15 protein-coding genes are annotated in these 14,156 nt (G+C 65.1%); 8 read left to right on the forward strand and 7 right to left on the reverse strand.

Annotated features, from left to right (window positions below; genetic code table 11):
- Positions 1–86: 86 nt before the first annotated feature.
- Positions 87–659, forward strand: a complete 573-nt coding sequence (ddpX, locus tag AC1DUN_RS03305; RefSeq protein WP_477712707.1) for a D-alanyl-D-alanine dipeptidase — start codon at positions 87–89, stop codon at positions 657–659.
- A 16-nt stretch (positions 660–675) separates the two neighbouring features.
- Here the strand turns inward: ddpX and AC1DUN_RS03310 are convergent, their stop codons facing one another.
- Positions 676–1,776 carry a mechanosensitive ion channel family protein gene (locus AC1DUN_RS03310; RefSeq protein WP_477712708.1) on the reverse strand — a complete coding sequence of 367 codons (1,101 nt, stop codon included), beginning with the start codon at positions 1,774–1,776 and terminating at the stop codon, positions 676–678.
- 13 nt (positions 1,777–1,789) lie between these two features.
- Positions 1,790–2,995, reverse strand: a complete 1,206-nt coding sequence (gene purT, locus AC1DUN_RS03315; protein ID WP_477712709.1) for a formate-dependent phosphoribosylglycinamide formyltransferase — start codon at positions 2,993–2,995, stop codon at positions 1,790–1,792.
- Positions 2,996–3,225: 230 nt separating this feature from the next.
- Between purT and AC1DUN_RS03320 the strand changes: the two genes are divergently transcribed.
- Complete coding sequence (locus tag AC1DUN_RS03320; protein WP_477712710.1) at positions 3,226–4,041, forward strand: siderophore-interacting protein; 816 nt, start codon at positions 3,226–3,228, stop codon at positions 4,039–4,041.
- 6 nt (positions 4,042–4,047) lie between these two features.
- On the opposite strand, the gene AC1DUN_RS03325 is transcribed toward AC1DUN_RS03320, so the two are convergent.
- From AC1DUN_RS03325 to pcaH, 3 genes are all read right to left on the reverse strand, one after another.
- On the reverse strand, positions 4,048–4,431 hold the full coding sequence (locus tag AC1DUN_RS03325) for a VOC family protein (protein ID WP_477712711.1): 384 nt from the start codon (positions 4,429–4,431) through the stop codon (positions 4,048–4,050).
- A gap of 83 nt (positions 4,432–4,514) precedes the next feature.
- On the reverse strand, positions 4,515–5,105 hold the full coding sequence (gene pcaG / locus AC1DUN_RS03330) for a protocatechuate 3,4-dioxygenase subunit alpha (RefSeq protein ID WP_477712712.1): 591 nt from the start codon (positions 5,103–5,105) through the stop codon (positions 4,515–4,517).
- 22 nt (positions 5,106–5,127) lie between these two features.
- A complete protein-coding gene (gene pcaH / locus AC1DUN_RS03335; RefSeq protein WP_477712713.1) occupies positions 5,128–5,841 on the reverse strand; it encodes a protocatechuate 3,4-dioxygenase subunit beta in 714 nt (237 codons plus the stop codon).
- A 154-nt stretch (positions 5,842–5,995) separates the two neighbouring features.
- On the opposite strand from pcaH, the gene pcaQ reads away from it, so the two are divergent.
- Positions 5,996–6,952, forward strand: coding sequence for a pca operon transcription factor PcaQ (gene pcaQ, locus AC1DUN_RS03340; RefSeq protein ID WP_477712714.1), 957 nt, complete (start codon positions 5,996–5,998; stop codon positions 6,950–6,952).
- Here the strand turns inward: pcaQ and AC1DUN_RS03345 are convergent.
- The gene (locus tag AC1DUN_RS03345; RefSeq protein ID WP_477712715.1) at positions 6,949–7,887 is read right to left on the reverse strand and encodes a class I SAM-dependent methyltransferase; all 939 of its coding nucleotides are present in this window, start codon (positions 7,885–7,887) and stop codon (positions 6,949–6,951) included. The genes pcaQ and AC1DUN_RS03345 overlap by 4 nt on opposite strands.
- A 278-nt stretch (positions 7,888–8,165) precedes the next feature.
- Between AC1DUN_RS03345 and AC1DUN_RS03350 the strand changes: the two genes are divergently transcribed.
- The 5 genes from AC1DUN_RS03350 (at position 8,166) to AC1DUN_RS03370 (ending at position 11,998) form a co-directional block, all read left to right on the forward strand.
- Entirely contained in the window at positions 8,166–8,573 is a 408-nt protein-coding gene (locus tag AC1DUN_RS03350; protein WP_477712716.1) for an RNA recognition motif domain-containing protein, read from the forward strand.
- Between the two features lie 186 nt (positions 8,574–8,759).
- Complete coding sequence (locus AC1DUN_RS03355) at positions 8,760–9,209, forward strand: MarR family winged helix-turn-helix transcriptional regulator (RefSeq protein WP_477661569.1); 450 nt, start codon at positions 8,760–8,762, stop codon at positions 9,207–9,209.
- Positions 9,210–9,270: 61 nt separating this feature from the next.
- On the forward strand, positions 9,271–9,687 hold the full coding sequence (locus AC1DUN_RS03360; protein WP_007865659.1) for an organic hydroperoxide resistance protein: 417 nt from the start codon (positions 9,271–9,273) through the stop codon (positions 9,685–9,687).
- 70 nt (positions 9,688–9,757) lie between these two features.
- Positions 9,758–10,855, forward strand: a complete 1,098-nt coding sequence (locus tag AC1DUN_RS03365; RefSeq protein WP_477712717.1) for a DUF2855 family protein — start codon at positions 9,758–9,760, stop codon at positions 10,853–10,855.
- A 72-nt stretch (positions 10,856–10,927) separates the two neighbouring features.
- Positions 10,928–11,998: a serine/threonine protein kinase gene (locus AC1DUN_RS03370; protein ID WP_477712718.1), complete on the forward strand. Its 1,071-nt coding sequence runs from the start codon at positions 10,928–10,930 to the stop codon at positions 11,996–11,998.
- Between the two features lie 77 nt (positions 11,999–12,075).
- Here the strand turns inward: AC1DUN_RS03370 and htpG are convergent, their stop codons facing one another.
- On the reverse strand, positions 12,076–13,956 hold the full coding sequence (htpG, locus tag AC1DUN_RS03375) for a molecular chaperone HtpG (protein WP_477712719.1): 1,881 nt from the start codon (positions 13,954–13,956) through the stop codon (positions 12,076–12,078).
- Positions 13,957–14,156 lie beyond the last annotated feature (200 nt).

Consider the following 14,156-nt stretch of genomic DNA (forward strand, 5'->3'; position numbering starts at 1 on the left):
GCTAAACTGTCCCTGGGCAGACGATCTTGTAGAACTTTTGTAGCAAGCCCACCACACACCCTTCCCTGTCACGATTGCGCCGCACCATGCCGCCTTCCAGCCCCCTGGTCCAGATCACCGAAGCCACGCACGACGTCGTCATCGACATGATGTATGCACGGCCCGACAACTTCACCGGCCAGGTGATCTACGGCCACACACTCTGCTTTCTGCACCCCGAGGCCGAGGCCTGCCTGCGGCGCGCGGTGGCGGGGGCGCGTGCTTTCGGTTTCAAACTTAAGATCTTTGACGCCTTCCGCCCGCATGAGGCGCAGGAGGCGCTGTGGGCGGTTCTGCCCGTGCCCGGTTATGTGGCCGACCCGGCCAAGGGCTCCAACCACACGCGCGGCGTGGCGGTGGACCTGACCCTGCTGGACGAGCAGGGCCATGAGCTGGACATGGGCACGCCGGTGGACACCATGACGGCGGCCTCGCACCATTTTTACGCCGACCTGTCGGCCGCGGTGCAGCTCAACCGCATGAAGCTGCTGACCATCATGCTGGAGGCCGGCTTTGTGCACCACCCCATGGAGTGGTGGCATTACCAGTTGCCCGAGGCGAAAGAGTTCGAGCTGGTCAGCAGCGCGGTGTTTGCCGGCTGCCTGGACGCCGCGGCCTGAGAAGCCGCCCCCGGGCTCAGGCCTGCGCGGGCAAGCCGCCGGGGGTCTTCGCCCCCTCGGGATCGCCCTTTCCCATGATCTCGGCCCGCATTGTCGGCAGGAACTGCGGGTACTCGCGCTGCAAAAAATCCACCAGCGCCTCGCGCACCTTGCAGCGCAGATCCCAGTTCAGGCCCGAGTTGCCTGAGGTCACCAGCACACGCAGCTGCATGCTGCGCTCACCGGCTTCCACCACCTGCAGCAAGCACAAACGCTTGTCCCATTCGGGCGCGGCTTCGCAGGCGCGGCGCGCGGCCTGGCGCAGCGGCTCCAGCGGCATGCGGTAGTCCACCCACAGAAACACCGTGCCTATGATCTGCGCGCTGTTGCGCGTCCAGTTCTGGAAGGGGTTCTCGATAAACCACTGCAGCGGGATGACCATGCGCCGCTCGTCCCAGATCTTGAGCACCACATAGGTGCCGGTGATTTCCTCGACGCGGCCCCACTCGCCCTGCACGATGAGCACGTCGTCGATGCGCAGCGGCTGGGCCAGCGCGAGCTGCAGGCCGGCGATCAGGTTGCTGAACACCGGCCGCGCCGCGATACCGGCCACGATGCCGATCACGCCGGCCGAGGCCAGCAGGCTGGCGCCCAGCTGGCGCGCGCCCGGAAAGGTCATCAGCATCAGCGACAGGCCGGCGATCAGCACCATGACATCGGCGGTGCGCGCCAGCAGCCGCGTCTGGGTATGGATGCGGCGCGCATTGAGGTTGTCTTCGACCTCGACGGAATGCTGGCCGATCACGCCCTGCGCCACGCCGTCGATGGCGCGCAGCGCCAGCCAGGTCAGTGTGGCCAGCAGCAGCAGGGCATTGCCGTGGCGCACCTGGGAGATCAGCGGCAGCGCATCGGGCGCGGCCTGCCAGACGGCTTGCAGCGCGATCAGGGGCAGGGCAAAACGCGTGGGCCGCCAGCTGCGGCGCGCCACCGCGCTGGAGATGGGCAGGTTACGGGTGAGGCGCCAGATCACCGCGGCGCCCACGCGGTGCACCACCAGGGCCAGCACCACGGCCACAACGGCCGAGATCAACACGCGCCAGGCGGAATCCTCCAGCAGGTGAAGATCGGCGAAATTCATCGCGAAGGGCTTCTCATCCGGCCTTGCGCGGGCGCACCAGCGCGGCCGCCGTTTTGGCATTGATGCGCGCGGTCTCCACGTCGGCGTCAAAAGCCAGGGCCACGCCCATGCGGCGTTTCACAAAACTCTCGGGCTTGCCGAAGAGGCGGATGTCGGAATTGGGCACGCGCAGCGCCTCGGCCACGCCCTCGAAGACGATGCCCTGGGCATCGACGCCGCCGTAGATCACGGCGCTGGCGCCCGGGCTCTTGAGCGCGGTGTTGACCGGCAGTCCCAGGATGGCGCGCGCATGCAGCTCGAACTCGTTCTGCCACTGCGTGCACATCGTGACCATGCCGGTGTCGTGGGGGCGTGGGCTCACTTCGCTGAACCAGACGTCCTCGCCCTTGACGAACAGCTCGACGCCGAACAGGCCCTGGCCGCCCAGGTTATCCGTGACGGCCTTGCAGATCTCGCGGCATTTTTTCAGCGCGGCCGGCCGCATGGGGTGCGGCTGCCAGCTTTCCACATAGTCGCCGCTGACCTGCACATGGCCTATGGGCTCGCAGAAATGGGTTTCCACCTTGCCGTCGGCGCCGAGCGCGCGCACGGTGAGCTGGGTGATTTCGTAGTCGAAGTCGATAAAACCCTCGACGATCACGCGGCCGTGGCTCACGCGGCCGCCGGCCATGGCGTAGTCCCAGGCTTTTTTCACGTCAGCGGGCCCGGAGATCTTGCTCTGGCCCTTGCCCGAAGAGCTCATCACCGGCTTGACGACGCAGGGGTAGCCGGTGGTCGAATCAATAGCGGCCTGCAGTTCCTCCAGCGAATCGCAGAACACATAGGGGCTGGTCGGCAGGCCCAGGGTTTCGGCGGCCAGGCGGCGTATGCCTTCGCGGTCCATGGTCAGGCGCGCGGCGCGAGCCGTGGGAATCACGCGCACCGTGCCGGCGGCTTCGAGCTCTTCGAGCATGGCCGTGGCAATCGCCTCGATCTCGGGCACGACCAGGTCGGGTTTTTCTTTTTCAATCAGGGCCTTGAGCTGGGCCGGGTCGCTCATGGTGATGGTGCGCGCATGGTGGGCCACCTGCTGGCCGGGCGCGTTTTCATAGCGGTCGGTGGCAATCGTTTCCACACCCAGGCGCTGCAGCGCGATCAGCACCTCCTTGCCCAGCTCGCCGGAGCCGAGCAGCATGACTTTGGTGGCGTGGGGGGACAAGGGGGTTCCGAAGGTTGTCATAGATATGTAGGTATGGGTAAGCGCTGAAGGGGACGTGGGGAAAGAGAGGGCGGGTAAAGCCGGGGGGCGCCGCCTGGGCTTACTTTACTGCACGGGGCGCGCGCCCCCGGGTAGGACACCTTCTTGCTTAGCCCTTGCAAAGCACCGGACATTGCCCAAGATGATAATTATTCTCAACTAGAACACCTCAACTCACGCGGCCTTGATATGCCGCCTTCCGAAAGACCCCTATGTCCACCCTACCCGCATCCCCATCCGCTCCCGCTCCCGAGGCCGCACCGCGCAAACGCCGTCCACCACGCCGCGTGCAGGTCACCCGCGTGCAAACCTTGAGCCCGCTAATGCGCCGCATCACCCTGCAGGGCGCGGAGCTTGAAGGCTTTGAGGTCAACGACCCGGCCTGTTACATGAAGCTGATTTTTCCCGAGCCCGGCCAGACCGAGCCGGAGCGCCCGCTGCCCGACGGCCCCAGGCCGAAGTCCATGCGCACTTACACGCCGCTGGCCGTGCGCGCGGATGTGCACGAGGTCGACGTCGACTTTGTGCTGCACGGCGACGGCCCCGCGTCCACCTGGGCCGCGCAGGCGCAAACCGGCCAGGTGCTGTTTTTGATGGGGCCGGGGCCCGGCTACAAACTCGCGCTGGACGCGCCCGTGCACATGCTGATCGGTGACGACAGCGCCCTGCCCGCGTTTGAAACCATTCTGGCCGCCTTGCCCTCGAGCGCGCAGGCGCAGGTGTTGGTCGAAGTGGTGGACGCCGCCGAAGAGCGCCCGCTGCACAGCGTCGCCAAAGTCGACGCCCGCTGGGTGGCGCGCGGCGCCGACAACAACAAGGCCGGCACCGCGCTGGAAGCGGCCTTGCGCCAGGCTGGCGCGCCCGCTGCCGACGCCCGCATCTACCTGGCCTGCGAAGCCGCGGCCATGCGCAGCCTGCGCCGGCTACTGATTGAAGAACTGGGTGTGGAGCGCAGCCGCATTGTGGGCCGGGGTTACTGGAAGCTCGGTACGGTCAACCACCCCGACCACGATTACGGCGAGGATTGAGCCCCCTCACTGCCGCGCATAGCTAACCGTCAGCATCTCCCACTGGTGCCCCTCGGGTTCGTTCCAGTAAACACCCTTGCCGCCGAACTGTGTGTCGATCTGCCGGTCCATCGGGCCGCGCACCGTGCTGCGATAGGGAATGCCAGCCGCCTGGATGCGCGCCAGGATGGCGTCGAACTCCTGCGGGCTCACGCGAAAGCAGAAGTGCTGGACGGGGAAGTCCTCGTCGGTGTCGATGAAGTCCAGCGTCAGGCCTTCGTTGACATAGACGGCGGAGAAAGGCCCCAGCGCCGTGGGCGCCCAGGGCACGCCCAGCAGTTCAGCCAGCTGCCGGGCCGCGGCCACCTTGTCGCGGGCCGAAACGATGGAATGGTCGAGTTCGATGGTCATGCGGGTCTCCCTTTGGGGAAACCGCTTTTATAGACCTTTTGCACCCGGCCCATCACACGCGGGCGTCACAAGCCCCCACGCCTTCACAGGTCGAAAAACACCGTCTCCTTGTCACCCTGCATATGGATGTCAAAGCGGTACTGCGGCCCGGCCCCCGTCATTTCGCGCTTGGCGACCAGGGTGGCGCGCCGCGCGGCCGGCACGCTGGACAGCACCGCGTCCTTGGTGTTGGCCTCGGCTTCATCCTCAAAGTAGATGCGCGTAAAGGTGTGCACCAGCAGGCCGCGCATGGTCACGCAGACGTTGATAAAGGGCGCCTGCCCCGCCGCGGCCACGCCGGGCTTGACGGTAAAGAACTCGTAGTGGCTTTGCGGCAGGGTGCCGGTGCCGCAGCGGCCGAAACCGGTGAAGCCGCGCGCTTCAGCGTCGGCCAGCGAGGTGATGGGCTGGCCGCTGCCGTCGGGCTGAGCGATCTCGACCATGGCGTCCATGATGGCGTTGCCGGCGCCGTCAAAGACCTGGCCGGTGATGCGTATGTGTTCGCCTTGGGCATTCGGCTGGGCCAGCACGGGCGTGAACAGGCTTTTGAGGTCGTAGCCGTATTGCGTGGGCGTGAGGCCGTAGGCGAAGAAGGGGCCGACGGTTTGCGATGGGGTTTGTTTGAGCTGGCTCATGGTGATGGTGTCTTCCCGCCGTTTATTCAAAACGCGTGGCCTTGGGGCCGCGCAGCACGATGTCGAACACATAACCGAGCGCGTAGTCGGGCTGGGTCACGTCCAGGCTGAACTTGGAGACCATCAGCTCGCGCACGCTGTCGGGCGCGCCCATGTACATGGGGTCGTAGCTGAGCAGCGGGTCGCCGGGGAAATACATCTGCGTGACCAGGCGGCTGGCGAAGTAGTCGCCGAACAGCGAGAAGTGGATATGCTGCGGCCGCCAGGCATTCGGGTGGTTGCCCCAGGGGTAGGCGCCTGGCTTGATGGTCTTGAAGCTGTAGCGGCCCTGGTCGTCGGTCATGCAGCGGCCGGCGCCCAGGAAGTTGGGGTCCAGCGGCGCGTCGTGCTGGTCGACCTTGTGCACATAACGGCCGGCCGCGTTGGCCTGCCAGACTTCAACCAAGGTGTTGCGCACGGGCCGGCCGTCTTCGTCCGTCACGCGGCCGGTGACGATGATGCGCTCGCCCAGCGGGTCGCCGTTCATGACGGCGTTTTTGGTGAGGTCGTTGTCCAGCGGGCCGAATTGCTCCACACCGTAGACCGGCGCGTTGAGCTGGGCCAGCGCCTGCTTGATAGGCACCAGCGGCTGCTTGGGGCCGCGCAGCAGGGTGGATTTGTAGCCGGGGTAGATATGCGGCGAATGGCTGGTCCAGTCACGCGGGGCGAGAAAGCTGTTGTTCAGGTCGGGTTTCATGCGGGGTGTCTCCGTGGGTCAGATGGGCGGCCTGGACGCTTTTTGAGGCGAATTCCGGCGCTGGAACGACTTTAATCGCACTGAATGGTTATGTATATTGAGATTTTTTCGCTTTATCCATAACCAAATTGGCCGATGATGGTTAAATCAGGCCATGGTCGACGAGCGCATCAAATACCGGCATTTGCAATGCTTCCTCGCGGTAGCGCAGCACGGCAGCCTGCAGAAGGCAGCCGACGTGCTGGCCGTCACCCAGCCGGCCGTTTCCAAAACCCTGAAAGAGCTCGAAGACCTGCTGGCCGTGCGCCTGTTTGAGCGCGGACGCCGGGGCGCGGTGCCCACGCGTGAGGGCGAGGCTTTTTTGCGCCATGCCGGCGCCAGCGTGAGCGCGCTGCGCGAGGCCGTGGCCAGCGTGGCGCAAACGCGGCGCCAGGGCAATGCCGTGGTCGCGATTGGCGTGCTGCCCACGGTGGCGCCCTGGCTGCTGCCGCAACTGCTGCTGCGCCAGGATGCCGAGGCCGGGGAAGGCGCGCACACCAGCCTGCGCATACACACCGGCGCCAACCCCGAATTGCTGGCGCGCCTGCGGCAGCGCGAGCTGGACCTGGTCATAGGCCGCTTTGCCGAGCCGGCCCATATGCTGGGCCTGAGTTTTGAGCACCTGTATGCCGACCCGCTGGTGCTGGCGGTGCGGCCCGGCCACCCGCTGCTGGAACACGCCGCGCTGAAGGCCGGCGTGCTGGCCGGCCTGCAGGCCTTCACGGTGGTACTGCCCACCCAGGGCACGGCGATCCGCCACACGGCGGACGGCTTTTTCCTCTCGCGCGGCCTGGCCCTGCCGGCGCGGACCATAGAGACTTTGTCGGTGTCGATTGCGCGCGGCTACACGCTGCAAAGCGATGCGGTCTGGGTCTCGCCGCTGGGCGCGGTGCGGCCCGAGCTGGACAGCGGTGTGCTGCTGCAATTGCCCGTCAGCATGGCGGGCACCGAGGAACTGGTGGGACTCACGCTGCGTGCCGACATGGCGCCCACGCCGGCTCAGCAGGGGCTGATCGCGAATATCCGGCAACTGGCCGCGGAACGCCGCGGCGAGGCCGCGCCCCGGGCTTAAGCCGGCTCGGCCTGGACGCCGAAACGCGCCGTCAGCTCGCCCAGTCCGAGTTCATCCAGCACTTCGCGCAAACGCGCTTGCGCCGCGCGGGTCTTGCCGGCCTGGGGCTGGGCCGGGCGGCTGGCCAGGATCAGCTCGTTCTTCATCGAGTGCTCCCAGCCCACGAGTTCGGTCACGGTGACCTGGTAGCCGTTGGCTTCGAGCTGCAGGCAGCGCAGCACATTGGTGATCTGGCTGCCGAATTCGCGCGTGTGCAGCGGGTGGCGCCAGAGTTCGGCCAGCGGGGTTTTGGCCAGCGACAGGGCCCGGCTTTTCTTGAGCACGCCGGCCACCTCGGCCTGGCAGCAGGGCACCAGCACCATGTGGCGCGCGCCCTTGGCCAGGCCGAAGGCGATCGCGTCGTCGGTGGCGGTGTCGCAGGCATGCAGCGCGGTGACGATGTCGACGGCGGGCGGCAACTGGTCCGAAGTGGTGGCCTCCTGCACCGTCAAATTCAGGAAGGACATGCGCGCAAAACCCAGGCGCGCGGCCAGGCTGCGCGATTTGTCGACGAGTTCGGCGCGGGTTTCTATGCCGTAGACATGGCCGGCCACGGGCTCACCCGCGTGCGCCACGTTGAAGAACAGGTCGTAGAGGATGAAACCCAGGTAGGACTTGCCGGCGCCGTGGTCGGCCAGCGTGAAGCCGGCTTTCTGCGCAGCGGCCTCCTTAACGTTATTAAGCAGGGGCTCTATGAACTGGTACAGGTGGTAGACCTGCTTGAGCTTGCGCCGCGTATCCTGGTTGAGCTTGCCCTCGCGCGTGAGGATGTGCAGTTCCTTGAGCAGCTCGATGGACTGCCCGGGGCGCAGCTCTTCAATCACTTGCGCGGCGGGGGATGGCTTTGCCGCGCCTTTGGAAGGTTTTGCGGCGCGCGCGGAGCTGGAGGTTTGCATGGCCCCAAGTTTAGTGGGGGTGCTGCGAGGCCCCGCTTCGGGCGGTACAAAGCCCTTTTCATCACGCGCTCCCAGGGGGAGAGGGAGCAAGAAACAGGGGGAAGAAAAACTAAAAAAGGGCTTTTGGCACTTATGGGCGCATAATCGAGCAGTACGGGTGTGCAAAACACCCGCACAAGTTGGTGATCGGTCAGTTTCGCGCGCTACGGCGTTACTTTTGAGTTTGTTGTGCTTTCGGGACCCCATCGCTTTGTTTTTATGTGTTTTTAGGAGTCCCCATGGGCAATAAACTTTACGTCGGCAATCTGCCATACACGGTCCGCGACGAAGACCTGCAACAATCTTTTGGCGCCTTCGGCTCCATTACCAGCGCCAAAGTCATGATGGAGCGCGACACCGGCCGCTCCAAGGGTTTTGGTTTCGTCGAAATGGGCAATGATGCCGAAGCACAAGCCGCAATCGCCGGCATGAACGGCCAGTCCCTGGGCGGCCGTAGCATCACCGTGAACGAAGCCCGTCCGATGGAGGCACGTCCTCCCCGTACCGGCGGCTTCGGCGGCGGTGGTGGCGGTTACGGCGGTGGCGGCGATCGCTCCGGCGGTGGCGGCTACGGCGGCGGCGGTGGCGGCCGTTCCGGTGGCGGCGGCTACGGTGGTGGTGGTGGCGGCGGCCGCGGCGGCTACTAAGCCCTGTTAACCCGCTGACCCAGCTTCGTGCTGGGCCAAGCACCAAAGGCTTCAAAACTTCGGTTTTGGAGCCTTTTTCTTTTGGGGCCGCGCTTTTAGCAGGCCCGCCCCCCGCGCACCTGCAGCCTCTGAAGCATCTTTTTAAATTAACTTGTACACAATTTAATTGTGAGCTACAATTCATCCATGCCCAACAAAACCGACTCCGTGGACGCCATGCTGCAGCTGGACAACCAGCTGTGTTTTGCGCTGTATTCCACCTCGCTGGCCATGACCAAGCTCTACAAGCCCCTGCTCGAGGATCTGGGCCTGACCTACCCGCAATACCTCGCGATGCTGGTGCTGTGGGAGCAGGACGGCCTCACGGTGTCCGAGCTCGGCGAGCGGCTGTACCTCGATTCGGGCACGCTGACCCCTTTGCTCAAGCGCATGGAAACGGCCGGGCTGGTCTCGCGCCTGCGCGCCGTGCAGGACGAGCGCCGCGTGCACATCACGCTGACGGCCGCAGGCCGCAAGCTCAAGGACAAGGCCGCCAAGATTCCGGGCTGCATCCTGAGCGCCACGCAATGCTCGATTCCCGAACTGGTGTCGCTGACGCAGCAAGTGCAATCTTTCCGCAAGCGCCTGACGGCCTGACCTCTTTCACCTATCGATTTTTAACCCGCCCCTGACGGGGTATTTTCCAAAGGAAGCCACCATGACCACGCTCGAAAAAGTTCTCTACACCGCCCACGCCCACACCACCGGCGGCCGTGACGGCAAGTCCAAGACCGACGACGGCCGCCTGGACGTCACCCTGAGCTCGCCCGGCACCTCGGGCACCGGCACCAACCCCGAGCAGCTGTTCGCGGCCGGCTACGCAGCCTGCTTTATCGGCGCGATGAAGGCCGTGGGCGGCATGAAGAAGATCGACGTGCCCGCCGACGTGTCGATCGACTCCAGCGTCGACCTGGGCAAGATCCCCAACGGCTACGGCATCGCCGTGCGCCTGGATGTGACCCTGCCCGGCATGGACCGCGCCGCCGCCCAGGCCCTGGTCGATGCAGCCCACCAGGTTTGCCCATACTCCAACGCAACCCGCGGCAATATCGACGTGACGATTACCCTGAAGTAATCAGGCCTCAGTGTCACTAATGCGGCCCGCCGGTGTTGAACCGGCGGGCCGTTTCATTTACGGTGCGGTGATGAACATCGCCACCTTCCAGGTCCGCAAGGACTCCCTTACCGAAACCCGCTGGCAAACCGCAGCCCCGCTTGCGCTGGCCCCCGGCCAGGTGCGGCTGGCCATCGAGTCCTTTGCGCTCACGTCCAACAACATCACCTACGCGGCCTTTGGTGAGGCCATGAATTACTGGCAGTTCTTCCCGACCGGCGACGACGCATGGGGCTGCATCCCGGTCTGGGGTTTCGCCGTGGTGACGCAATCGCAGTGCGAGGGTGTCGCCGTGGGCGAGAAGTTTTACGGCTACTACCCCATGGGCAGCGAGCTGGTGGCGCAGCCCGCGCGCGTGACATCCGCGGGCTTTTTTGACGGCGCTGCTCACCGGCAAGCGCTGCCGGTGGTCTACAACCAGTACATGCGCTGCGCCACCGACCCGTTTTACGACGCCGCCACCGAGGATGTGCAGTCGCTGCTGCGACCGCTGTTCATCACCTCCTTCCTGATCGACGATTTCCTGGCCGACAACGATTTTTTCGGCGGAGGCACCACCCTGCTGCTGTCCAGCGCATCGAGCAAGACCGCTTACGGCACGGCCTTCCAGCTCGCCAGGCGCGCGGGCCTGGCGGTCGTGGGCCTGACCTCGCCGGGCAATAGGGCTTTTTGTGAAAGCCTGGGCTGCTACAGCCGCGTGCTGGGCTACGAACAGCTGGACAGCCTGGCCGCCGATACGCCCTGCATTTATGTCGATTTCGCGGGCAGCGCCCCCTTGCGCCAGCGCATCCACGACCGCTTCGGCCAGCTGCGCTACAACTGCTCCATAGGCGGCACCCATGTCGACGAACTCGCGGCCAAGGGCGGCAGCCGGGATTTGCCGGGTCCCCGGCCGGTGCTGTTTTTCGCGCCGGCCCAGGTCAAAAAGCGCGTCGCCGATTGGGGCGCGGAAGCCTTCGGCCGCAAGCTCGCGCAAGCCTGGCAGGACTTCACCGGGCAGGTGAGCAGCGCCCAGCCGCCCTGGCTCAGCCCCCGGCGGCATGCCGGCCGGGCGGCCGTGCAGGCGGTGTACCAGGAGGTGCTCGCCGGCAAAGGCGACCCGCGCACCGGCCATATCCTGCTGCCCTGAAAAGCTGTTCGCGGGAACAGCCGTTTACACGCCCCACTGGCTGGGCCCGGCAACTGCGCCGACAATCGGTGCATGACCGAGAAAAGCCAAGCCCCCGCCAGCGCCGCGCTGCATGCCTACGAGACGCTGACCCCTGACCGCGTGCTGGACGCGCTGGCCAGCGTGGGCCTGCTGGGCGACGGCCGCCTGATGGCGCTGTCCAGCTACGAAAACCGGGTCTACCAGGTGCATCTCGAAAGCCCGGTGGGCGAAGCCGAGCTGGCGGGCGACGTGGTGGTCGCCAAGTTCTACCGGCCGGACCGCTGGAGCGACGCGCAAATCATCGAAGAGCACGCCTTCGCGGCCGAGCTGATGGCCGCCGAGATCCCGGTGGTCGGCCCGCTGCTGCTGGAAGGCGCCACGCTGCACCACTTCGGCGGCTTCAGCTTCAGCGTCTCGCCCAGCCGCGGCGGGCGCCGGCCCGAGCTCGACAACCTCGAGGTGCTGGAGTGGATAGGCCGCTTCCTGGCGCGCATACACACCGTGGGCAGCGCAAAACCGTTTGTCCATAGACCGGCGCTCAACCTGCAGACCTTCGGCTTTGCCCCGCGCGACATCCTGCTGGGCGGCGACCACAGCGCGAAAGGCGCCCACGGCTACATCCCGCTGGACATGGAATCGCGCTGGCGCAAGGCCTTTGACGAAGCCATGCTGGTGGCGCAAACCGTGTTCGAGAGCGTGGGCGACGTGCGCACCCTGCGCCTGCACGGCGACTGCCACCCCGGCAATATTTTGTGGACGCCCGAAGGCCTGCCGCTGGCGGGGCCGCATTTTGTCGACCTCGACGACGCGCGCAGCGGCCCGGCCGTGCAGGATTTGTGGATGCTGGTCTCCGGCGACCGGGCCCAGAGCACCCGGCAACTGGGCGCACTGGTCGACGGCTATGAGGAGTTCCGCGAATTCGACCGGCGCGAACTCGCGCTGATAGAGCCGCTGCGCACCCTGCGCCTGGTGCACTACAGCGCCTGGCTGGCGCAGCGCTGGCACGACCCCATCTTCCCCATCAATTTCCCGTGGTTCGGCTCCAGCGACTACTGGAAAGGCCAGGTCGACATGCTCGAAGAGCAGACCGAGGCCATGCAGGAAGCGCCGCTGGTGGTCTAGCGGCTGTCAGCGCCCCCCGGGGACGAAAGGGCGCAAAAAAAGCCCGCATGCAGCGGGCTTTTTTGGGTCGGCCAGGTTCACACCAGCAAAGCGTTGACCCGCCGCACATAGGCCGCCGGGTCGTTCGGCATGCCGCCCTCGGCCAGCAAGGCCTGGTCGAACAGGATGTGGGCGAGGTCGTCGAAGTGTTCGCCGCTTTCGAGCTTCTTCACCAGCGGATGCTGGGCGTTGACTTCCAGGATGGGCTTGACCTCGGGCACGGCCTGGCCGGCCTGCTTGAGCATGCGGGCCAGCTGGGTCGACATGTCGCCGTCCTGCACCACCAGGCAGGCCGGTGAGTCGACCAGGCGCGTGGTGGCGCGCACGTCCTTGGCCTTGTCCTTGAGGGCTTCCTTGAGCTTGTCGAGGATGGGCTTGAACTGGGTCTGCGCCTCTTCGGCGGCCTTTTTCTCGTCCTCGTCCTGCAGCTTGCCCAGGTCCACCGCACCCTTGGCCACCGACTGCAGCGGCGTGCCGTCGAACTCGTGCAGGTAGTTGAGCGCCCACTCGTCGACGCGGTCGGCCATCAGCAGCACTTCAATGCCCTTTTTGCGGAAGATCTCGAGCTGCGGGCTGTTCTTCGCGGCGGCCAGCGTGTCGGCGGTGATGTAGTAGATCGCGTCCTGGCCTTCTTTCATGCGCGCCTTGTAGTCGGCAAAACCCACGCTCACCGTGTCGGTGGTCGAGGAGGCGAAACGCAGCAGCTTGGCCAGGCGCTCGCGGTTCGCGAAATCCTCGCCCAGGCCTTCCTTGAGCACGGCGCCGAACTCGGCGTAAAAAGTCTTGAACTTTTCGGCATCGTTGGCGGCCAGGTCTTCGATCATGCCCAGCACGCGCTTGGTGCAGCCTTCGCGTATGGCCTTGACGGCGCGGCTTTCCTGCAACAGTTCACGCGAGACGTTGAGCGGCAAGTCGGACGAGTCCACCACACCCTTGACGAAGCGCAAATAGGTCGGCATCAGCGCCTGGGCGTCGTCCATGATGAAGACGCGTTTGACGTAGAGCTTCACGCCCGCGGCCTTGTCGCGGTTGAACATGTCCATGGGCGCCTTGGCCGGGATGAACAGCAGCTGCGTGTACTCGGTCGCGCCTTCCACGCGGTTGTGCGTGGTGGCCAGCGGCGCCTCGCTGTCGTAGCTGAGCTGGCGGTAGAACTCGTCGTACTGGTCCTGGGTGATGTCCTTCTTGGCGCGCGTCCACAGGGCCGCAGCCTGGTTCAGGGTTTCCCACTCGCCGGTCGTCACCATCTCGCCGGGCTGGTCGTTTTCGCCCTCTTTCCATTCCTCTTTCTGCATCAGGATGGGCAGCGAGATGTGGTCGGAGTATTTGTTGATGATGCCCTTGAGCTTCCAGGCATTGAGGTAGTCGAGCGAGTCCTCCTTGAGGTGCAGGATGATGCTGGTACCGCGCCCGGCGCGCTCGATCTCGCTGACCTCGAACTCGCCGGTGCCGTCGCTGGCCCAGCGCACGCCCTGGCCCGCCGGCAGGCCCGCGCGGCGGCTTTCCACCGTGATCTTGTCCGCCACGATAAAACCCGAATAAAAGCCCACGCCGAACTGGCCTATCAGCTGCGCGTCGTTCTTCTGGTCGCCCGAGAGTTTGGCCATGAAGTCGCGCGTGCCGCTCTTGGCGATGGTGCCCAGGTTGTCGATGGCTTCCTGCTGTGACAGGCCTATGCCGTTGTCGGTGATGGTCAGCGTGCTCGCGGCCTTGTCGAAGCTCACGCGCACCTTGAGCTCGGCATCGTTCTCGTAGAGCGAAGCGTCGTTGAGCGCCTCGAAGCGCAGCTTGTCGCAGGCATCCGACGCATTGGAAATCAGCTCGCGCAGAAAGATCTCTGGGTTCGAGTACAGCGAGTGGGTGACCAGCTTGAGCAGCTGCGCCACCTCGGCCTGGAAGGAAAGGGTTTGTTTTTGCATGGTCTGGGTCATGGTTGTTTCAAATCTGTTACTAACTCGCTATTTGGACGGGAAATAACCACCCTTATTGGTGGTATTTACCTTTGTTACGTGTAATTCTTTTGGGTTCATTTACGAATAAATCCAATCTTTTCAACGATCTGACGTGATAAATTCCCCACTCCGGTGCTCTGTTACGGTTACAAATGTGCGTTTTTTTG

It is taken from the genome of Polaromonas sp. P4_F6, from assembly GCF_056401275.1.